General features: G+C 71.2%; 20 protein-coding genes. All 20 read left to right on the forward strand.

The features are described from left to right. The first annotated feature begins 35 nt into the window (after positions 1 to 35). The 20 genes from P8T65_RS43650 (at position 36) to P8T65_RS43745 (ending at position 20526) form a co-directional block, all read left to right on the forward strand. Positions 36 to 1607: an amidohydrolase gene (locus tag P8T65_RS43650; protein WP_316730973.1), complete on the forward strand. Its 1572-nt coding sequence runs from the start codon at positions 36 to 38 to the stop codon at positions 1605 to 1607. 121 nt (positions 1608 to 1728) lie between these two features. Beyond that, positions 1729 to 2715, forward strand: a complete 987-nt coding sequence (gene paaA / locus P8T65_RS43655; protein WP_316730974.1) for a 1,2-phenylacetyl-CoA epoxidase subunit PaaA — start codon at positions 1729 to 1731, stop codon at positions 2713 to 2715. Beyond that, the gene (gene paaB, locus P8T65_RS43660) at positions 2712 to 3008 is read left to right on the forward strand and encodes a 1,2-phenylacetyl-CoA epoxidase subunit PaaB (protein ID WP_215451984.1); all 297 of its coding nucleotides are present in this window, start codon (positions 2712 to 2714) and stop codon (positions 3006 to 3008) included. The genes paaA and paaB overlap by 4 nt, the downstream gene beginning before the upstream one ends. A gap of 10 nt (positions 3009 to 3018) precedes the next feature. Further along, a complete protein-coding gene (paaC, locus tag P8T65_RS43665; protein WP_316730975.1) occupies positions 3019 to 3846 on the forward strand; it encodes a 1,2-phenylacetyl-CoA epoxidase subunit PaaC in 828 nt (275 codons plus the stop codon). Beyond that, positions 3840 to 4349, forward strand: coding sequence for a 1,2-phenylacetyl-CoA epoxidase subunit PaaD (gene paaD, locus P8T65_RS43670; protein ID WP_316730976.1), 510 nt, complete (start codon positions 3840 to 3842; stop codon positions 4347 to 4349). Before paaC ends, paaD begins: the two co-directional genes overlap by 7 nt. After that, positions 4349 to 5494, forward strand: a complete 1146-nt coding sequence (gene paaE, locus P8T65_RS43675) for a 1,2-phenylacetyl-CoA epoxidase subunit PaaE (protein ID WP_316730977.1) — start codon at positions 4349 to 4351, stop codon at positions 5492 to 5494. The genes paaD and paaE overlap by 1 nt, the downstream gene beginning before the upstream one ends. A gap of 104 nt (positions 5495 to 5598) precedes the next feature. Then, positions 5599 to 6012, forward strand: a complete 414-nt coding sequence (locus P8T65_RS43680; RefSeq protein ID WP_316731916.1) for an MFS transporter — start codon at positions 5599 to 5601, stop codon at positions 6010 to 6012. Between the two features lie 75 nt (positions 6013 to 6087). Then, positions 6088 to 6942, forward strand: coding sequence for an AraC family transcriptional regulator (locus tag P8T65_RS43685; protein WP_316730978.1), 855 nt, complete (start codon positions 6088 to 6090; stop codon positions 6940 to 6942). Between the two features lie 354 nt (positions 6943 to 7296). Next, positions 7297 to 7980 (forward strand): helix-turn-helix domain-containing protein, encoded by a 684-nt coding sequence (locus P8T65_RS43690; RefSeq protein WP_316730979.1) that lies wholly within the window; start codon positions 7297 to 7299, stop codon positions 7978 to 7980. 265 nt (positions 7981 to 8245) lie between these two features. Beyond that, positions 8246 to 9826, forward strand: coding sequence for an ABC transporter substrate-binding protein (locus tag P8T65_RS43695; RefSeq protein ID WP_316730980.1), 1581 nt, complete (start codon positions 8246 to 8248; stop codon positions 9824 to 9826). 125 nt (positions 9827 to 9951) lie between these two features. After that, entirely contained in the window at positions 9952 to 11379 is a 1428-nt protein-coding gene (locus P8T65_RS43700; RefSeq protein ID WP_316730981.1) for an amidase, read from the forward strand. Continuing rightward, positions 11376 to 12407, forward strand: coding sequence for an ABC transporter permease (locus tag P8T65_RS43705; protein ID WP_316730982.1), 1032 nt, complete (start codon positions 11376 to 11378; stop codon positions 12405 to 12407). The genes P8T65_RS43700 and P8T65_RS43705 overlap by 4 nt, the downstream gene beginning before the upstream one ends. Next, positions 12397 to 14244, forward strand: coding sequence for a dipeptide/oligopeptide/nickel ABC transporter permease/ATP-binding protein (locus P8T65_RS43710; protein ID WP_316730983.1), 1848 nt, complete (start codon positions 12397 to 12399; stop codon positions 14242 to 14244). The genes P8T65_RS43705 and P8T65_RS43710 overlap by 11 nt, the downstream gene beginning before the upstream one ends. Next, positions 14244 to 15068, forward strand: a complete 825-nt coding sequence (locus tag P8T65_RS43715; RefSeq protein WP_316730984.1) for an ABC transporter ATP-binding protein — start codon at positions 14244 to 14246, stop codon at positions 15066 to 15068. The genes P8T65_RS43710 and P8T65_RS43715 overlap by 1 nt, the downstream gene beginning before the upstream one ends. Positions 15069 to 15313: 245 nt before the next feature. Beyond that, positions 15314 to 16018, forward strand: coding sequence for an urease subunit gamma (gene ureA / locus P8T65_RS43720; RefSeq protein WP_316730985.1), 705 nt, complete (start codon positions 15314 to 15316; stop codon positions 16016 to 16018). Beyond that, positions 16015 to 17724, forward strand: coding sequence for an urease subunit alpha (locus P8T65_RS43725; protein WP_316730986.1), 1710 nt, complete (start codon positions 16015 to 16017; stop codon positions 17722 to 17724). The genes ureA and P8T65_RS43725 overlap by 4 nt, the downstream gene beginning before the upstream one ends. Positions 17725 to 17749: 25 nt before the next feature. After that, the gene (locus tag P8T65_RS43730) at positions 17750 to 18799 is read left to right on the forward strand and encodes an agmatine deiminase family protein (RefSeq protein ID WP_316730987.1); all 1050 of its coding nucleotides are present in this window, start codon (positions 17750 to 17752) and stop codon (positions 18797 to 18799) included. A gap of 9 nt (positions 18800 to 18808) precedes the next feature. After that, complete coding sequence (locus tag P8T65_RS43735; RefSeq protein ID WP_316730988.1) at positions 18809 to 19300, forward strand: hypothetical protein; 492 nt, start codon at positions 18809 to 18811, stop codon at positions 19298 to 19300. Between the two features lie 53 nt (positions 19301 to 19353). After that, positions 19354 to 19899 (forward strand): TetR/AcrR family transcriptional regulator, encoded by a 546-nt coding sequence (locus P8T65_RS43740; protein ID WP_316731918.1) that lies wholly within the window; start codon positions 19354 to 19356, stop codon positions 19897 to 19899. 186 nt (positions 19900 to 20085) lie between these two features. Next, positions 20086 to 20526, forward strand: coding sequence for an Lrp/AsnC family transcriptional regulator (locus P8T65_RS43745; RefSeq protein ID WP_316730989.1), 441 nt, complete (start codon positions 20086 to 20088; stop codon positions 20524 to 20526). Positions 20527 to 20759 lie beyond the last annotated feature (233 nt).

Consider the following 20759-nt stretch of genomic DNA (forward strand, 5'->3'; position numbering starts at 1 on the left):
GCCGCACCCACCCCACCACCGGAGGAGACCTCTCCATGCCCACCGCCGACCTCGTCGTCACCGGCGCCCGTGTCCGCACCCTCGACCCCGCCCGACCCCGGGCCACGGCGGTCGCCGTACGCGACGGTCTGATCGTCGCCGTCGGTGAGGAGGCGGACGTACGGGACTGGCGCGGACCCGGCACGGAAGTGGTGGACCTGGGCGGCGGCCGACTGGTGCCCGGCCTGGTGGACAGCCACAGCCACCCCGTGTGGGGCCTGGACATGGCCACCGGCATCGACCTCACGGCCGTGACGGACCTCGATGGCCTGCGGGCCGCGCTCGCCTCCGGCGAACGCGTCGACGGCTGGGTCATCGGCTACGGCCTCGACCACAACGTCTTCGCCGGCCGGCCCGTCGACCGCGCCCTCGTCGAGGACGTCCTCGATGGTGCTCCCGCCTTCCTGCGCCTCTACGACGGCCACTCTGCGCTCGTCAGCGAGGCCACGCTCAAAGTCGCCGGCATCACCGGTCCGCGCGCCTTCGCACAGAGGTCCCACCTCGCCGTCGACGCCGACGGACGACTCACCGGACACCTCGTCGAGCATGCCGCGATGGCGCTCGTCGAGCCCTTCATGCCGAAGCCGTCCTACGTCGAACGCCGCGACCGGCTGCGCGAGTTGCTCCGCGCGATGGCGGCCACCGGTCTCACCGGCGCCCATGTCATGGACCTCGGCGACCTGGACCTGGTGGGCGCGCTCGCCGAGGAGTCGCCGCTGCCGCTGCGGCTGCGCTTCGCCCCCTGGTGCATGCCCGGCGCCGACGCGGACGACCTCGCCGAACTCGTCGCGCTCCAGAGCCGGGGCGGACGGCACTGGAGGGTCGGCGGGGTGAAGTTCTTCATGGACGGCACCGTCGAGGGCGGTACCGCGTGGCTCGACCACCCCGACTGCCACGGCCAGGGCACCGACGCGTTCTGGCCCGACCCGGCGGCGTACAGCGCCGCCGTACGAGAGCTGCACCGCGCCGGGGTGCGTACGGCGACACACGCGATCGGGGACGCCGCCGTACGTCATGTCCTCGACACCGTCGTCTCGTTGGGCCCCGGCGGACGGCTCGCGCACCGGATCGAGCACATCGAGTCCGTGCCGGACGAGCTCGTCGGGCGGTTCGCCGAGGTGGGGGTCATCGCCTCGATGCAGCCGCCGCACACGGACTACACGCGGGCCGATCTGTCCGACGAGTGGTCGCTGCGGCTGGGGGAGGAGCGTGCCGCGCGGGCCTGGCGCCTGCGTGACCTGCGGAACGCGGGCGCGATCGTCGCGCTCGGGTCGGACTGGCCCATCGCCCACTACGACGCGCGGGCCGTACTGGCGACGGCGAGGGCGCCGAAGGGAGCGGCGTCCTCAGGGGCGGGGCTCACGGGGCTGCAGGCGCTGGAGGGGTGCACGCGTCACGCGGCTGTGGCCGCGGGCGAAGGCGATGTCGCCGGTCGGGTCGGTCCGGGGCTGCGGGCCGATCTGACGGCCTTCGGAGTCGACCCTGTGGAGGCACCCGCGGACGAGGTCGCCGACGCGCCCGTGCTCCTCACGGTGACCGGAGGGCATGTGGTGCATCGGGGGCTCTGAGGGAGCCGGAGGGGAGGGGGGGCTGCGGAAGCCGGCGGGGCGGGGCGTGCGGGTCTTGCCCGACCGCTCGAATCGCGTCACACTGATACCGAACGAATGGTCGGTTGGGAAGCTGGTATCGATGACGACGACAGACTCCGCGGGGGCGCCGTCCCGGGACGCAGAGGACGCCCTCCAGCAGCATTTCGAGGCGACGATCGCGCGGGACCAGCGGATCGAGCCGCGTGACTGGATGCCGGAGGGGTATCGCCGGACGTTGGTGCGGCAGATCGCGCAGCATGCGCATTCGGAGATCATCGGCATGCAGCCGGAGGGGGAGTGGATCACGCGTGCGCCGTCGCTGCGCCGCAAGGCGATCCTCTTCGCCAAGGTGCAGGACGAGGCGGGGCACGGGTTGTATCTGTACTCGGCGGCGGAGACGCTGGGTGCGGATCGTGCGGATCTCACGCAGCGGCTGATCGAGGGGCGTCAGAAGTACTCGTCGATCTTCAATTACCCGACGGTGAGCTTCGCCGACGTGGGGGTGATCGGGTGGTTCGTGGACGGTGCGGCGATCTGCAACCAGGTGCCGCTGTGCCGGAGTTCGTACGGGCCGTACGCGCGGGCGATGGTGCGGATCTGCAAGGAGGAGTCGTTCCACCAGCGGCAGGGCTATGAGCTGTTGCTGACGATGATGCGTGGTACCGGCGGGCAGCGGGCGATGGTGCAGGACGCGGTGGACCGTTGGTGGTGGCCGTCGCTGATGATGTTCGGTCCACCCGATGACGCCTCGCCGAACTCGGCGCAGTCGATGGCGTGGAAGATCAAGCGGCACTCCAACGACGAGTTGAGGCAGCGGTTCGTGGACATGACGGTCCCGCAGGCGGAGAAGCTCGGTGTCACCCTTCCCGACCCGGACCTGAAGTGGAACGCCGAGCGTGGCCACCACGACTTCGGCACCCCCGACTGGGACGAGCTGATGCGGGTCATCAAGGGCGACGGCCCCTGCAACGACCGGCGGATGGAGCGGCGGCGGACCGCCCACGAGGAAGGCGCCTGGGTGCGTGAGGCGGCCACCGCCCACGCGGCGAAGCAGAGCGAGCGAGCCCGGAAGGGGACGGCGGCATGACCGGCACGAACAAGGGCGACTGGCCGCTGTACGAGGTGTTCGTGCGTGGCAAGCGCGGTCTGAACCACGTCCATGTGGGCTCGTTGCATGCCGCCGACGACCGTATGGCGCTCACGCACGCCCGTGACCTGTACACCCGCCGCAACGAGGGCGTGTCGGTCTGGGTCGTGCGCAGCGAGTACATCGCCGCTTCCACCCGTGACGAGAAGGACCCCTTCTTCGAGCCGAGCGCCGACAAGGTGTACCGCCATCCCACGTTCTACGACATCCCCGACGACGTCCCGCACATCTGAGGAGCAGGGTATGAGTGAGGAGCACGTCTACCTGACCCTGGCCGAGGGACACGAGGACGACACCCGCTGGGCGTACGGCACCGGCTTCGAGGACCCCCTGCACGGTGTGGACACCACGGTGCCCGGCGGCATCGACCCCGGTGAACTGGCGGCCGTCTGTGTGGCGTTGGCGGACGACGCCCTCGTCAGTGCTCAGCGGCTTGCCGAGTGGACCACCCGTGCGCCCGAGCTGGAGGAGGAGGTGGCGCTGGCGAACATCGGGCTCGACCTGCTCGGCCAGGCCCGTCTGCTGTACTCCCGTGCCGGGCAGGTCGACGGCACCGGGCGTGGTGAGGACGCCTACGCCTACTTCCGTGACGCCGGCGACTTCCGCAACGTACGCCTGGCTGAACTGCCCTGCGGGGACTTCGCGTTCTCCATCGTCCGGTTGCTCGTTCTGTCGAGCTGGCGCCTTGCGCACTTCGAGCGGCTGGTCACGCACCCGGACCCGGTCCTCGCAGCGATCGCGGCGAAGGGCGTCAAGGAGCTGAGCTACCACCGGCAGTACGCCGCCGAATGGGCCGTACGCCTCGGCGACGGCACGGCGGAGTCGCACCGGCGGATCCGCAAGGCCATGGAACAAGTGGCCCCGTACCTCGGTGAGTTGTTCACCGCATGCGACGTCCAGGACGAGGTCGGAGCGGTGCTGAAGCAGGTCACCGAGGCGGCCGGAGTGCCGATGCCGGTGTACCGGCCACTGTCGGGCGCGGGCCGCGCCGGTGACCACACGGAGCATCTGGCGCCGCTGCTGGCCGAGTTGCAGAGCGTGGCCCGCGCCCACCCGGACGCGACATGGTGACCACCCTGACCGACGCCGCGCGCCGCGCCCGGCACATCGCCGAGCAGGTGCCGGACCCCGAGCTGCCGATGCTGACCCTGGCTGACCTGGGTGTCCTGCGCGAGGTGCGGCTGACGGCCGACGGCACGGTCGTCGCGAGCCTGACCCCGACGTACTCCGGCTGTCCGGCCATGGCCGAGATGCGCGCCGACGTGGCGGCGCGGCTGCGCGCCGCCGGCTACGAACGCGTCGAGATCCGCACGGTGTTGAACCCCCCGTGGACCACCGACTGGATCACCGACACCGGCCGCCGCAAGCTGACGGAACACGGCATCGCCCCGCCCGGCGCGGCACCCCGGGGCCCGGTCCCCCTCCAGCTGTCCCCCACCCGGCGGTCCGTGGCCTGCCCCCGCTGCGGCTCGGCCGACACGCAGGAGACCTCCCGCTTCGCCGCCACGTCCTGCAAGTCCCTGTGGCGCTGCCACAGCTGCCGCGAGCCGTTCGAGCACGTCAAGGAGATCTGATGAAAGGCCTCGAGAAGGAGCCGACGAGAGGCCTCCTGGACGCGCCGACCTTGCAGAACGGTGCGGGACGCCCCAGGGTCCGCCGACGGCCGGCCTTCCACAGTCTGCGGGTCGCCGCCGTACAGCCGCTCTGCGAGGACGCCGTCACCGTCGGGTTCGAGGTTCCGGCGGAGCTGGCGGAGGAGTTCGCGTTCGCGCCGGGACAGTCGCTGACGCTGCGGCGCGAGATCGATGGGCGCGACGAGCGGCGGTCGTACTCGATCTGCTCCCCGGCCGGGACGACACCGCGCATCGGTGTACGGGTCGTGCCGGGCGGACTGTTCTCGTCATGGCTGGTCAACGACGTACGGCCCGGCGACACCGTCGAGGTCATGGCCCCCACCGGCTTCTTCACCCCGGACCTCACCACCCCCGGCCACCATGTGCTCATCGCGGCCGGCTCCGGCATCACCCCCATGGTCTCCATCGCCGAGTCCGTGCTCGCCGCCGACCCCCGCTCCACCGTGACCCTCTTCTACGGCAACCGCCGTACGGGCACGGTGATGTTCGCCGACGAACTGGCCGACCTCAAGGACCTGTACCCGGCGCGCTTCCAGCTCGCCCACGTCCTCTCCCGCGAGCCCCGCGAGGCCGAGGTGCTCTCCGGCCGCCTGGACGCCGACCGGCTCTCGGCGCTGATCGACTCCCTGGTCGACGTCGACACGGCGGACCATTGGTGGCTGTGCGGGCCGCACGGCATGGTCCGCGACGCCCAGCGGGTCCTGGACGGACTCGGCGTCCCTGCCGACCGCGTTCACCAGGAGCTGTTCTACGCCGACGACGAACCGGTCCGCGAGACGCGGCACGAGGAGGCTGCCGCCGAGGGGCCCGTCAGCGAGGTCACGGTCGTCCTCGACGGCCGCACGACGACGGCCGCGCTACCCCGCGAACGCAGCGTGCTCGACGGCGCGCAACGCACCCGCCCCGACCTGCCGTTCGCCTGCAAGGGCGGGGTCTGCGGCACCTGCCGCGCGCTGGTCACGGACGGCCGGGCCGAGATGCGGCGCAATTTCGCCCTGGAACCGGCGGAGGTGGAGGCGGGGTATGTGCTGACCTGCCAGTCCTACGCGGTCACGGACAGATTGACGGTGGACTTCGACACGTGAGTGGGGGAACGGAGGGGGCCGGTTGTCGGGTGCGGGTGCGTGGGGGCTGGTCGCGCAGTTCCCCGGGCCCCTGAAAAGCAGGGGCTGCGCCCCTTGCTTCACGTATCCGTACCCGTGTCCGGCGCGACGCGAAATCGCCCGCGGCCGTCGACGGCACAGCACACCGCTATGAGAACCGGCTGCTGCTGATCCTCTTCCTGGCCTTCGGATTCGTCTTCTTCGACCGCCAGGCACTGTCTTTCCTTGCCCCCTTCATCAGCAAGGAAATCCATCTGTCCAACACCGAGCTGGGCACGCTGTCCGGAGTGCTGGCACTCACCTGGGCGCTGTCCGGGATGGTTGCCGGCCGTCTCTCGGACAACCTCGGCAGACGCAAACCCATTCTGATCGCCGCGGTGGTCCTCTTCTCCTGTTTCTCCGCGGCGGGCGGGCTGATGACCGGCTTCCTCGGTCTGCTCGTCGCCCGGGCCCTGATGGGCGTGGCGGAGGGGCCGTACTGCCCCTGGCGCAGTCGCTGATGGTGGAGGCGTCCCGGGAGAGCCGTCGCGGTCTGAACATGGGGCTGCTCCAGGGCTCGTCGGCCGGCCTTGCTCGTGACGATCGTGCCCGGTCTGCTCATTGCGGGCTGGATCTCGAAGTCGGTCAGGGAGGGCGACCTTCGGCTGGCCGACATCTCCGGCAACGAGCACGTCATCGAACGGACCCCACGGATCTGTCAGAGCTTGCCGAAGGACTCGATCTTCGTCACGTTGCTGACAGCGGGCTGCGGGGTCTTCTTCCACGAGGGCGGCTGTGTCACCCTGCGGACGGGTGACCTGATCCTCTACGACACGCGCCGGCCCTATCTGTTCGGATTCCCCTCCCCGATGCGCCAGTTGCTGGTGGACATCCCCCGCGAGGTGTTCGCCGCGCAGTGTGCCCCCGGCGAGGTGTCCGCGCCGATACTGCTCGGCCGAGGGTCAGCGGCCGAGGGTGCGCAGGCTTCCGCATTGGAGGCGGTACTGGCCGACTGGGTCAAGGGGCGTGGCGGCGACGACTCGATCAGCACCCAGGCCACCGTGCTGGACCTCGTCCGTACGCTGGCCGCGCCGAGGCTGGGTGGTTCAGCGCTGCCCGCCACGCTCTCCCAGCTGGCGGTGGCCAAGGACTACATAGCCCGGCACCTTGCCGAGCCCGGGCTGAGCTCAGGGCGAGTCGCCGAGGCGATCGGAGTGTCGGCGCGGCACCTCAGCCGCATCTTCCAGCCGACCGGGGTGAGCCCCTCCCGCTGCATTCTCGAACAGCGGCTCGGCAAGGCCCGGCACGTGCTCGCCGATCCCGGCTCCCGCCATCTGACGATAGCCGAGGTGGCCCACTGCTGGGGCTTCGCCAGCCAGGCCCACTTCACCAGGGTCTTCCGGACCCGTTTCGGCCACACTCCTGGAGAAAGGCGCCCGTTCATCACCTGAAACCGTGGCTGCGGCGCGTCCGGGGCTCGCCCGATGCCCTCGTACTCGATGAGTTCCTTTCGTCCAGCTGCCTGATCGCGCCGAATGAGCTGGTCGTAGTGGTCCACGTGCAGCCGGGTCAGGAACGCGTGGTGGGCGCGGAAGCCCATCGACTGCACCACGCCACATCGGCAGCACATCTGCTGGAACGCCTCGGATGTGGATTCGCCACCGTGGTCCGCGTGGAAGATGGCCACTCCGGTGACCGGGCTCAAGATGATCCGCTCGGTCGCTTAGGCTGGTTTCCTTGTCGCCGATAAGGAGGCGCAGGCTGCGGCGGCGTGCGCTCGCCGTCCGTCCGACGGAGGTGTTCGAGTGGCAGTCGCGGGGGGCCGGTCGAGGAAGCGGCTCCAACGGGGGACTCTTTCCCAGGGGCTGATCGCCGGGACCGCGCTGCGGATCCTCGACGAAGACGGGCCGGACGCGCTGACCTTCCAGCGACTCGGCAAGGAGCTGTCCGCCTCCGCAACCGCGGTGTACCGGCACTTCGCGAGTCGCGACCACATCATGATCGCCGTCGCGGAGGAGCTCGACAGGATCTCCCTCGAGGAGTACGAGCCGCACGAGTCATGGGCCGAGTCGCTGCGTGACCTGGCGATCCGTGCCTGGAACACCGCGCTGGAACACCCGGCGGCCGCCGCGCTCTGCATGGGGAGAGTCACCCGGGGCGTTCACGAGTTGCGCGCCGTGGACGCCGTCCTGGAAGCGTTCCACCGTGGCGGCTGGCGCGGCCGGGAGGCCGTCCTGCACTATCAGGCGTTCTCGAACTTCATCCTCTCCATGGCGAGCAACAACGCCTGGCGGCTCGTCAACCAGCGGTTCGGCGCCGAGGTGAACTGGGTGCAGGAGTACCAGCCGGCGGATCCTGACGCGTACCCCTACGCGGAGGCGGCGAAGGAGCACCTGCGCAGCATCGACATGACCGAAGTCTTCCACCGGCAGACGGACCTCCTCCTCGCGGCCCTTTTGGCGGAGGCGGCGACGCTCCCGCGCGACTGACACGCGTCATTCTTCGCGGCCACCGCCCAGCAGCGCTTCTATGGCCGAGATCGGCGGCGAAGCCGGCGCGCGGAAAGATAGTTAACGCTATTGACTACGTCGTTCACTTGGCGGCATCCTCTCCACACCGAGTGCTCCACGGCTCGCTCCCGAGCGGCGTCCGCCGAGCTCCGCGCGCACCGCCTCCACCCCGAACTGCTCGCGCTCGTCCCGCCCGATTCCGTGCGACCTGCGCAGAGCGCGACATCCCTCTCCAGGAGCACCCATGCGCCAGACCCGTACCCGCGCGATCCCTGTGACCGCAGCCGTCGCCATGACGGCCGTACTCGCCGGCTGTACCACCACGGGATCGACGTCGGGAGACTCGAGCGGCGGCGATGCCGCCACGGCGACGAGGATCCGGACGACGATCGACGTGCCGGCCTCCTTCGACCCGGCCAAGGCTCTCTCCCTGCCGGACTACCAGCTCGCCCGCAACAGTTACGACACCCTCGTGCGCAAGGACGACGGCGGGCTCGTCGGCGGGCTCGCCACCAAGTGGAAGAACACGCCGACCTCGGCCACGTTCACCCTGCGCGCCGACGCGACCTGCGCCGACGGGACGCCGATCACGCCGACGGTCGTCAAGGGCTCCCTCGACCGCTACATCGACCCGAAGACGGCGGCGCCCGATCTCCCCACGGTCTTCGGCCCCGGCAACACGGTGAAAGTGGCCGCCGACGACGCGGCGCGGACGGTGAAGATCACGCTTGCCAGGCCGTGGGGTGACATGGTCACCGGCCTGTCGGTCGCGAGCACGGGCATCGTCTGCCCGGCGGGACTCAAGGACCTCAAGGCCCTTGCCGCCGGTAAGGCCAAGGGCTCCCAGTCCGGCCCGTACCTTCTCGAGAAGTCCAAGTCCGGCGTCTCGTACTCCTACAAGCTTCGCCCGGAGTACAAGGCATGGCCGGCCTGGCGCACGAAGATCCCCGGCAAGGTCGCCGCGACGATGGAGTACCTGGTCTCGCCCGACCCGACGGCGACCGGCAACCTCGTGACCAGCGGACAGCTCGACATCGGCAAGATCGACGCCTCCGGAATCCCGCGCTTCGACGGCGTGGCCGGCCACAGCGTGAGCATCAGCCGGTTCTCCGACTTCTACCTGCTCTTCAACGAACGACCCGGCACGGTCTTCGCGGACGTCGCCACCCGCCGGGCGGTCGCCCGGGCCGTCGACCGCGCCGCCTTCACCAAGGTCGTCTCGAAGGACACGGGTGAGCCGTCGACGATGTTCGTGCAGAAGGGGATCCCCTGCAACGACCCCGGCTCCTCCTTCCTCGTACCGCAGGACAAGGCCGCGGCGGCCGACGCGCTCAAGGGCAAGAAGATCCGCCTCGTCGGTCCCCAGGTCGTCGGTCCCGCCGGCGCCGGAAACCAGTACATCCAGGAGGCGCTGCGGGCCGCGGGCGCGGACGTCACCCTCGCCAACGTCGACGTCGGGACCTGGGTCGGGACCGTGTTCGGCAAGCCCGATGCCTGGGACCTCACGGTCTTCGCCGACCTCAACTTCCTCGGCAGCCTCGCCAGCCCGCTCGCCAAGTTCGTGGGCCCGACCGTCCCCGAAGGCGGCGGCAACCTCGGCGCGGTGAAGAACCCCGTGGTGAACAAGGCCTTCGCCCAGGGCACCGAGGCGACGACCGAAGAGGCCCGCTGCGCCGCCTACCAGAAGGCCGCCAAGGCCCTGATCTCACAGGTGGACGCGGTGCCGCTGGTCAACGACCCGTTCATCTACGCGCTGCGCAAGGGATTCAGCGCACAGATGCTCGGCGGCTCCCTCGACGACCCCATCCTGCGCGTCACCGGCTGACGGACAGGCCGCCCGCACGCGGCGGAGACCCACGCGTCGGACCCGACCGTCCGGCACGGAGAATCCCCGCGCTGTTCCGGCGCCCCGCACCGAGACCCTCGCATCTTTCCGACAGGAGTCCCCTGGTGATCGACCCATTCAGCACCGCCCAGCAGATCGCCGACCTCGTGCGCACGAAAGAGGTCAGCCCGGTGGAGGTGGCCGAGACCTACCTCGACCGCATCGAGCGGATCAATCCCGCCGTCAACGCCGTCGTCTGGCTCGACGCCGACGCCGTGCGCGCGGCGGCCGTCCGGGCCGAGCGGGCGGTGCTGCGCGGCGAGCCGCTCGGCCCGCTGCACGGCGTCCCCGTCCCCATCAAGGACCTCAGCTCCGTCGCGGGACAACCCAACACGATGTCCTCGCTGGCGATCCGCGACACTCCGCAGACGCTCACGGACCCCGATGTCCAGCTCCTCCTCGACGCCGGGGCGATCCCCCTCGGCCGGACGAACTCGCCGGAGTTCGGCGCTCTGACCGTCTCCGAGAACGCCCGGCACGGCAAGACGCGCAACCCCTGGAACCTGGCCCACACCTCCGGCGGGTCGAGCGGCGGCGCGTCGGCGGCCGTCGCGGCCGGGCTCGCCCCGGTGGCGCATGCCGGCGACGGCGGCGGATCGATCCGGGTCCCGGCGTCCGTCACCGGCCTCGTGGGCCTCAAGCCGAGCCGGGGACGCGTGCCCGCGTTCGTCCGGGCCTGGGAACACTCGACGACCGAAGGCGCGATCACCCGCACGGTGCGCGACACGGCCATCATGCTCGACGTCATGGGCCGCGCCGACCGGCTCTCCTGGTACAGCGCGCCCGAACCGGCGCGCCCGTACATCGAGGAGGTCGGCGCCGATCCCGGACGGCTGCGGATCGGCCTGCTCCTCGACGCGCCGACCGGGCTGCCGGTCGACGCGGAGTGCCGCAAGGCGGCGCTGACGGCCGCGCAGGCACTGCGCGACCTCGGGCACGACGTCGTCGAGGCCCGCCCCAAGATGTTCTCGTACGAGGCGATCATGGGCTTCACCTGGACGATCATCAGCGCCTCCACCTACGCCATCGATGTCGACGACCCCGACGCCGTGGACCCCTACATCCGGCGCCGCCGGGAAACCGCCCTGGAGGTCACCGCCGGCGACTACGCCCGTACGGCGGCACGCCTGCAGGCCGAGTCACGCGAGGTGCTCGCCCAGTGGGGCAGGGACTTCGACGTTCTCCTCACCCCGACCACGGCGGTCGTGGCGCCGCCGGTCGGCCCCGTGTACGACGAGGCGAACTCCGACCCGGACGGCCCGCGGGCCACCGAGACCCGGATGGTCTCGTTCACCGCGTTCGTCAATATCGCCGGGCTGCCCGCCATCTCGCTGCCCGTCCACACGACCCCGGACGGACTGCCGGTCGGCGCGCAACTCATCGGCGCGCCCTACGACGAGGCGACGCTGCTGCGCCTGTCCGCCCAGCTAGAACCGCGGTTCCGCTGGTACGAGCGGCACCCGGACGACGCGGCACTCGCGGGGGCGCTGTGAGTGCCGAAACCGCGGTCCCGACCGGGCCGCTGCCGGCCGCACCCGTCCGGCGCGTTCCCCGGCTGCGGCTGGGCGGTGGCTGGGCCGGGTTCGCCGTCCGCCGGGCGGGCGGCCTGCTGATGTCCATGCTGCTGCTCGTCCTCGTGACGTTCCTCATCGTGCCCCTGCTGCCCGGGGACCCGGCCCGCGCGATCGCCGGCACCAACTCCTCCCCGGCCACGCTCGCGTCGATACGCGAACGACTGGGCCTCGACGAGCCGATGGCGACGAGGTTCGTCCACTACCTCGGCGACATCGCGTCCGGACGGCTCGGCACCTCGTTCCGGTTCGACACCCCGGTCGCGGACATCGTCGCGACCCGGTTGCCGTACACCGTCCAGCTCGTCATCCCCGCCGTGCTGCTCTCCCTGGTCATCGCCGTCCCGCTGGGCATGACCGTCGGTGTCCTCACCCGGGACGGACGCCGCCGCCGGCTCGGCGTCGGCTTCGGCACGGTCGCCGGGCTCCTCGCGTCGGCGCCGGTCTACGTCGTCGCGACCCTCCTCATCGTCCTGTTCTCGATCAGCCTCGGGCTGCTGCCGTCCGGCGGCGCCACGACACCGAGCGCGCTCGTCCTGCCCATTGCCGCGCTCTGCATCGGCCCGGCCTTCGCCATCGCCCGGGTCGTCCGGCAGGAGACGGCCTCGGTGCTCGCCCAGGACTACATGAGGACCGCCCGCGGCCACCGCCTGGGATCCGTGCGTCTCCACCTCCGCCACGCGCTGCCCAACCTCGTGACGAGTGTCCTCACCCTGAGCGGTCTCGTCCTCACGTCCCTGCTCGGCGGGACGATCATCCTCGAGAACGTCTTCACCTACCCGGGGCTCGGCACCGAGGTCGTCCAGGCGATCATCAACAAGGACTACCCGGTGATCCAGGGCATCATCCTCGTCGTCGGCATGCTCGCCCTCCTCGTCAACCTCCTCGTGGACGTCGTCCTCGGGATCGTCGACCCCCGCACTCTCGAGGGAGGTCGTCGTGGCCACTGACGCGACCGTACGCCGCTGGCGCCGCAACCCGTCGCTTCTGTCCGGCGCCGTGATCCTCGGACTGCTTCTCGTCGTGGCTCTCCTGGCCCCGCCGCTGCTGAGCGGTTCCGCCGAGACCCTCACGGACGACACCCGGCTCGGGCCCGGTGCCGAGCATCTCCTCGGCACCGACGCCTTCGGCCGTGACGTCCTCGCCCGGGCGCTCGTCGCGACCCGGCTCACCCTGCTCATGGCCGCCGTCGCCACCGCCGCCTCGTTCGTGGTCGGCGTCGCGATCGGCGCGCTGGTCCACCTGGCCCCCGGATGGCTGCGCGAGACCTGTCTGCGGCTCATCGACTCGGCGGTGGCCTTCCCCTCGCTCGTGCTCGCCCTCGTCATAGCGGCGGTGCTCGGTCCGGGCACGGTGTCCGCGATCGTCGCGATCGCCGTCGCCGGCGTCCCCGGGTTCGCACGGCTCACGGCGAATCTCGCCGCGACCGTCGCGGACAAGGACTACGTGCTCACCGCGCGCCTGCTCGGCGTCCCCGGCCTGCGCATCCTGGGTCGGCATGTCCTGCCGAACATCAGCGGGCCGCTGCTGGTGCTCCTCAGTTCGAGCTTCACCCTGTCCCTGCTCGACATCAGCAGTCTGTCGTTCGTCGGCCTCGGTGTTCAGAGCCCGCAGTACGACTGGGGACGGCTGCTCAATGAGGCGCTGCCGTCGATCTTCGCCCAGCCGTCGCTCGTCCTCGCTCCGTCGATCATGCTCATCGTCACCGGTGTGGGCGCCATGCTCCTCGGAGACGGCGTGGCCTCACTCGTCGACCCGCGAACCCGCGGCACGGCGCCTGCACCGGCGAAGACGGCGGACGTGGCGGGACGGACCGCCCCGGCACAGGACGGCGCGACGCAGGCGATCCAGGCGTCGGGCGGTGCGGTGGCAGCGGCCGGCGCGGAGCCGGACGGCCTGCTGACCGTCGCAGGGCTGACCGTGCGGGCCGGCGACCGGACACTCGTCGACGACGTGTCGTTCACCATCGGGGCCGGCCAGATCGTCGGCCTCGTCGGGGAGTCGGGCTCGGGCAAGTCCACCATCGCCATGGCGGTCGCGGGTCTGCTCCCCGAGGGCGTGCGGGCGAACGCGTCGCGCCTTGCCCTCGGCGACCTCGACCTGCTCGGCACACCGCCGCAGCGACGCCTCGCGACCGAGATCGGCATCGTCTACCAGGACCCGATCGGCACGTTCAACCCCGCGCTGAGGCTCGGTACCCAGCTCACCGAGGTGGCCAGGGTGCATCTGCGGACGCCCCGGCGTCAGGCCGCGCGGGACATGGTCCGCGCCCTGGCCGACATCCACGTCACCGAGCCGGACCGACGGCTGCGCCAGCACCCGCACGAGCTGAGCGGCGGCATGCTCCAGCGCGCCTCGATCGCCTCCGCGATGACGACGAACCCGCGGCTGCTCATCGCCGACGAACCGACGACGGCCCTCGACGTCACCGTCCAGGCGGAGGTGATGCGGCAGTTCCGGCGCATCAACCGCGAGCACGGTACGGCGATGCTGTTCATCTCGCACGACATCGGCGTGGTCGGCGTGCTCTGTGACACCGTCCTGGTGCTCCACGGCGGCCGGGTCGTCGACCGGACGACCGGCAGCGACCTGCGCCGGGGGAGGGCCACCCACCCGTACACTCGCGCGTTGCTCGCGGCGACGCCCGCCGCGGTCGAGGCCGGCGAAACTCTCAGCGCGGTCCGGTGGACGGCCGACGCGCACGCGGCGCAGCCGAGCGGGGCACCGTCGGACGATCTTTTCGACAAAGCCGCGGACCGCCCCCCGGCCGCGGAAGGGAGCCGCTGATGTCCGCCACCGCCACCGCACCGGACCCGCGAACGGCCGATCCGCTGCTGCGCGTCGAGGATGTCACCGTCGAGCTCGGCCACGGCGTCGCGGCCCGCAGGGTGCTCAAGGGAGTCTCGTTCGACATCCCCCGGGGCAGCACTCTCGCGCTCGTCGGCGAGTCCGGGTCGGGCAAGACGACGCTCGCGCGGACACTCGTCGGCGTCCACAGGCCGTCGAGCGGCCGGATCCTCGTGGACGGCGCCCCGCTGCGCACCTCGCGCGGACGGGCGGGAGCCGCGACGGTCCAGATGATCCCGCAGGACCCGTACTCCTCGTTCGACCCGCGACGCACCGTCGCGCAGTCGCTCGCCGAGGCACTCGATCCGATCCGGGCCAGGGTCAAACCGGTCCGTACCCGGATCGCCGAGCTGCTCGGCCAGGTGAGCCTCGACCCGGACGCCATGGACCGATACCCGCACGAGTTCTCCGGCGGCCAACGGCAGCGGCTGGCGATCGCACGGGCCCTCGCACCGCGTCCCCGGTTCGTCATCGCCGACGAGATCACCTCGGCCCTCGACCTGACGACCCAGGCCGAGATCCTCAACCTGCTCGCCGATCTGCGCCGCCGGCTCTCGCTGACGATGCTGTTCATCTCGCACGACCTGGCCGTCGTCCGGCATGTGAGCGACACGGTCGCGGTCCTGCTGCACGGGGACCTCGTCGAGCTCGGCCCGACCGGGGCCACCTTCGCCGAGCCGAAGCATCCGTACACCGCTCAACTCCTCGCGTCCGTCCCGGGCGACCCGAGGTTCCGCCTCGACGACGAGCCGGCCATGGCGTGAATCGTCCGGACGCGATGCGGCTTCCGGCCCGCCGACCGGCCCATGCCGGTCGGCGGGCCGTGTGGCGCCGTGGGCGTGGACCTCGCCGGTCAGCCGGATCCTCGGCCTCACTCACCTGAGGCGTTCCGAAGATTAGAGCGACGTGCAATGCGGGGATCGCTTTGGCTGCACCGACACTTCACCCTCAGGCATTCCATGCTTAGAGTGTTGCTCTAATCGGGGCGGAACGAGGAGGTGCCCGCGGCATGAGACTGACTCCCACGGAGCGTGACCGGCTGCTGCTCTTCGGAGCCGCTGAGCTGGCCCGCGCCCGCCGCGCCCGGGGCTTGCGGCTCAACGTGCCGGAGGCCACCGCGCTGATAGCGGACACCGTCTGTGAGGCCGCCCGCGACGGTGCCCGGCTCGCGGAGGCCGTCGAGCGCGCCAGATCCCTGCTCGGCCCGGACGACGTGTTGCCGGGTGTCGCGGACCTCGTGACCGAGGTGCAGGTCGAGGCGGTCTTCGACGACGGTTCGCGGCTCGCTGTCGTGAGCGACCCGATCGACGGGGGTCTCGGCGGGCGGGCTCCGGGCGCGCTGCTGCCGGGTCCCGAGCACACGGAGCCCGAGGCGACCGTCGGGCTGACGGTCACCAACACTGCCGCCGTGCCGGTCTCCGTCACCTCCCACTTCCACTTCTTCGAGGCCAACCCCCGGCTCGACTTCGCACGGGAGAGGGCCTACGGGATGCGGCTCGCCGTACCCGCCGGGTCGTCCGTGCGGTTCGGGCCGGGGGAGAGCCTCCAGGTCGGGCTGGTGCCCATCGGCGGCGACCGGATCGCCATCGGGTTCGCCGGTCTGGTCGACGGGGCACTGGACGCGCCCGGCGCCCGCGAGGAGGCCCTGCGCCGCGCCGCCGCCTGCGGATACCTCGGCGTACCGGAGACACCTGATCAGGAGGTCCGGCGATGAGCCGCCCGGGAGGCCACCCCGCCGAGGCCCGCCGCCTCAGCCCGTACGAGTACGCCGCCACCCACGGCCCGCGCGCGGGCGACCGGATCCGGCTGGGCGACTCCGGCCTGACGATCCGCGTCGGGTCCGACTCGCAGCGCTACGGTGACGAGTTCCTCGCCGGGTTCGGCAAGACCGCCCGGGACGGACTGCACCTCAAGGCGGCGGCCGTCCGGGACACCTGTGACGTGGTCATCAGCAACGTCGTCGTGATCGACGCGGTGCTGGGCATCCGCAAGGTCTCCATCGGCATCAGGGAAGGCCGCATCTGCTCGGTCGGGCGGGCCGGGAACCCCGACACCCTCGACGGGGTCGACGTCGTCGTGGGCACCGGGACCTCGATCGTGTCCGGCGAGGGGCTCATCGCGACCGCCGGAGCCGTCGACACCCACGTCCACCTGCTGTCGCCGCGGATCATGGAAGCCTCGCTCGCATCCGGCGTCACCACGATCATCGGGCAGGAGTTCGGGCCCGTGTGGGGCGTCGGGGTCAACTCGCCGTGGGCGCTGCGGCACGCGTTCAACGCCTTCGACGCCTGGCCGGTCAACATCGGCTTCCTCGGGCGCGGTTCGTCGTCCTCCTCGGCGCCCTTGGTGGAGGCGCTCGCCGAGGGCGGCGCGTCCGGCTTCAAGGTGCACGAGGACATGGGCGCCCACACGCGCGCCCTGGACACCGCCTTGCGTGTCGCCGAGGAACACGACGTGCAAGTGGCCCTGCACAGCGACGGATTGAACGAATGCCTCTCGGTCGAGGACACCCTGCGCGTACTGGAGGGCCGGACCGTCCACGCCTTCCACATCGAGGGCTGCGGCGGCGGACACGTCCCGAACGTGCTGAAGATGGCCGGCGTCCCGAACGTCATCGGCTCCTCCACCAACCCCACCCTCCCCTTCGGCCGGGACGCCGTAGCCGAGCACTACGACATGATCGTCTCCGCCCACGGCCTCAAGCCGGACCTGCCCGGCGACGCCGCCATGGCCCGCGACCGCATCCGCGCCGGGACCATGGGCGCCGAGGACGTGCTGCACGACCTGGGCGCGATCGGCATCACGTCGTCGGACGCGCAGGGGATGGGGCGGGCCGGCGAGACCGTCCGCCGTACGTTCGCGATGGCCGGGAAGATGAAGGCCGAGTTCGGCGCACCCGACGACCACGACAACGAGCGCGTCCTGCGCTACCTGGCCAAGCTGACGATCAACCCGGCCATCGCGCACGGCCTCGCCCACGAGGTGGGGTCGATCGAGGTCGGCAAGCTCGCCGACATCGTGCTGTGGCGGCCGGCGTACTTCGGCGCCAAGCCCCAGCTCGTGCTCAAGGCCGGTTTCCCGGCGTACGGCGTGGTCGGTGACCCGGGCGCGGCCACCGACGCCTGCGAACCCCTCGTCCTCGGCCCGCAGTTCGGGGCCCACGGCGCCACGCCCGCCGACCTCTCGGTCGCCTTCGTCGCCCAGGCGGCACTCGACCAGGGAGGCGACGCGATGCCGACCCGGCGCCGCAGGGTCGCCGTACGGGGCACGCGCGGCATCGGGCCGGCCGACCTGCGCCTCAACTCCCGTACCGGAGCGGTCGACGTGGACCAGCGCACGGGGCTGGTCACGCTCGACGGAGAGCCGCTGCGCTCCGAACCGGCCGAGTCCGTCTCCCTCAACCGCCTGTATTTCCTTTGAATGTCACAGCCTGTGAGGATCACTCATGTCTGCTGCCGCCGACGGCTTCCGCATGCCCGCCGAGTGGGCCCCGCACGAGCGCACCTGGATGGCGTGGCCGGGCCCGAACCCGACCTTCGACGACCCCGAGGACCTCGCCGCCGCGCGCACCGCCTGGGCCTCGGTCGCCCGCGCGGTGCGCCGCTTCGAGCCGGTGACGGTGGTGTGCGGCCCCGGACAGTCGGCAGGGGCGCGCGCTCTGCTCGGGCCCGGCGTCGACACGGTCGAGCGGGACCTCGACGACGCCTGGATGCGCGACATCGGGCCCACGTTCCTCACCAACGACGCCGGTGAACTCGCCGCCGTCGACTGGACGTTCAACGGCTGGGGCGCCCAGGACTGGGCGCGCTGGGAGCACGACGCGAAGATCGCCGTGTACGTCTCCGACCTCGCGGGCTCGGCGAAGACGTACACCTCGGAGCTCGTCAACGAAGGCGGTGCCATCCACGTCGACGGCGAGGGCACGGTCCTGCTGACGGAGACGGTCCAGCTCGGGCCGGAACGCAACCCGCACTGGACCCGCGAGCAGGTGGAGGCCGAGATCCACGCCCACCTCGGTACCCGCAAGGCGATCTGGCTGCCGCGCGGCCTCACCGCGGACTACCCCCCGTACGGCTACGGCACCCTCGGCCATGTGGACATCGTCGCCGCGTTCGCCCGCCCCGGTGTGGTCGTGGCCCATGTGCAGCCGGACCCGGCCCACCCCGACCACGAGGTGACGCATGAGGTCGTCGGCCTGTTGAGGGCGCAGACCGACGCGCGGGGCCGCCGCCTGGAGGTCGTCGAGGTGCCCGCCCCGACCGTCCTGGAGGCAGACGGCCACTGGGCCGACTACTCCTACATCAACCACTATCTCTGCAACGACGGCGTCGTCCTGTGCGGCTTCGACGACCCCCGGGACGAGATCGCTGCCGATATCTTCCGCCGACTGTTCCCGCAGCGGACGGTGACACTGGTGGACGCGCGGCCGGTCTTCGCGGGCGGCGGCGGCATCCACTGCATAACCCAGCAGCAGCCGAGGGCCGTGGTCAGGTAGAACGTACCGGTGAACGTACTGCTCTGCGCCACCTGCGGAACACGGCTGAGCGAGCCGGTCCGGCAGCTCGACGAGATGCCCGAGTACCCCGGGTGGGACGGCCTTCCGGGCCCGGACGGCCGACGGCACGGCCCGCCGAGCGTTCCGCGCGGGACGTACGTCGTCGACCCGCTCCCGTTCGGGGCGCCGTTCGAGCCGGTCGGTCCCGACGAGGAGTACGACGGGATCGTGCCCGGCGGCATGTGGAAGTCCGACGAGCGGGGTTTCCTGGTTTCCGCCGGGCCGCGCGGAACCTACGTCATGCACCCGGACGACGTCGTGGACCTCGCCCCGCATCCCGACCCGCACCGCCTCATCGGCTGCTGCGGGCCGGACGGCCAGGCCGGGTGCAACCACGTCTGCGCGTGCGGGGCCGAGGTCGCGATCGTCGCCGCCGACTGCACGAGCGGCTACGAGACCCGGCTCGTCCCCGGCGCCGTGCGGGCGGAGGACGCCGAGTGAACACCCGCCGCCGCACCCCCGCCCCGCCCCGCGAGGACGTGCTCGCCGCCGCCATGGACATGATCGCCGAGCGCGGTCTGGAGAAGCTCACCATGGCGGCGCTCGGCCGTGAGGTCGGGATGAGCAGCGGCCATCTCCTCTACTACTTCCACTCCAAGGACGAACTGCTGCTCCAGACCCTGGAATGGAGCGAGGGCCGGCTCGGTGCCGAACGCGTCCGGCTGCTGACCCGCACCACCTCCGCACGTGAGCGGCTTGACGAGTACGTCGACCTGTACGTGCCCGACGGCCACCGGGACCCGTACTGGACGCTGTGGCTGGAGGTCTGGAACCGCTCGCAGAACGCCGACGACGCGGCCCGCGACCGGCAGGCCGCGATCGAGGGCGTCTGGCACCGCGACCTGGTGGCACTGCTGGCGGAGGGCGTGTCGAGGGGCGAGTTCCGACGGGTCGACCCGGACCGTTTCGGCGCCCGGCTGCGGGCGCTGCTCGACGGGTTCTCCATCCAGGTGGCGATCGGGCTGCGGGGCACGGACCGGGCGCAAGTCATCCGCCACGTAAGGGAGTTCCTGGACGACAGCCTCCTCGCGTCCTCCTGAGCCAACGGCCAGGTCGTACGCGCAGGTTGTACGCGACACCGCGGATCCACCCTGTAGCGCTCACGGGAACCCGTCTCCACGATTCGCTCGATTCTATCGTCGCAGCACTTGAATCGAGCGTCTCAGTCCGGCATTGTGCTTGAAGCAAGCGCAATGCCTGCCGTTTACGTAGGAGAGAGGCGTCGCATGGACGACATCGACCGGGCCATCCTGCGGGAGTTGCAGGTCGACGGCCGGATCCCCTACGCCGACCTGGGGCCCAAGGTGGGGTTGTCACCCTCGGCCGCCAGGCTCCGGCTGCAGCGGCTGATCGACACCAAGGCGGTCCAGGTCGTCGGAGTGACCGACCCGATGACCATGGGCCGGCAGGCGATGGCACTCCTGGGCCTGCGCATCGACGGCGATCCCCGGGCGGTCGCCGATGAACTGTCCCAGCACGACGAAGTCGTGTACACGGTCCTGACAGCCGGCGGCTTCGACCTGTTCGCGGAGGTGGTGTGCCCTCAGCCCCGGGATCTTCTGGACTTCATCAACGACGTCGTGCAGCCCGTCGAGGGTGTCGCATCCGTGGCGAACTTCCCCTACTTCGCGATTCACACCCACCGCTTCCTGTGGCACGTCGACTGAGAGTGTCGACCGAGGCGTCCGAGGGCCGTGTCCCGGTCGTGGCGCGCGATCGAGCGTCACGGGTTTCGGTACGAGGCCGCCGACGGTCTCCGCAGGGACGGCACCCCAGGAGACCTCCCGCTCGGGCGAGTCGAACACTCGCCCTGACGGAACCTCTGTCCCCGACCTCCGGATTCCGGCGCCTTGATCGGATGCACCGCCTGGTGGAACACCACCTGTCCGAGCGTCCGCGC

The organism is Streptomyces sp. 11x1, from assembly GCF_032598905.1.
Lineage (GTDB): Bacteria > Actinomycetota > Actinomycetes > Streptomycetales > Streptomycetaceae > Streptomyces.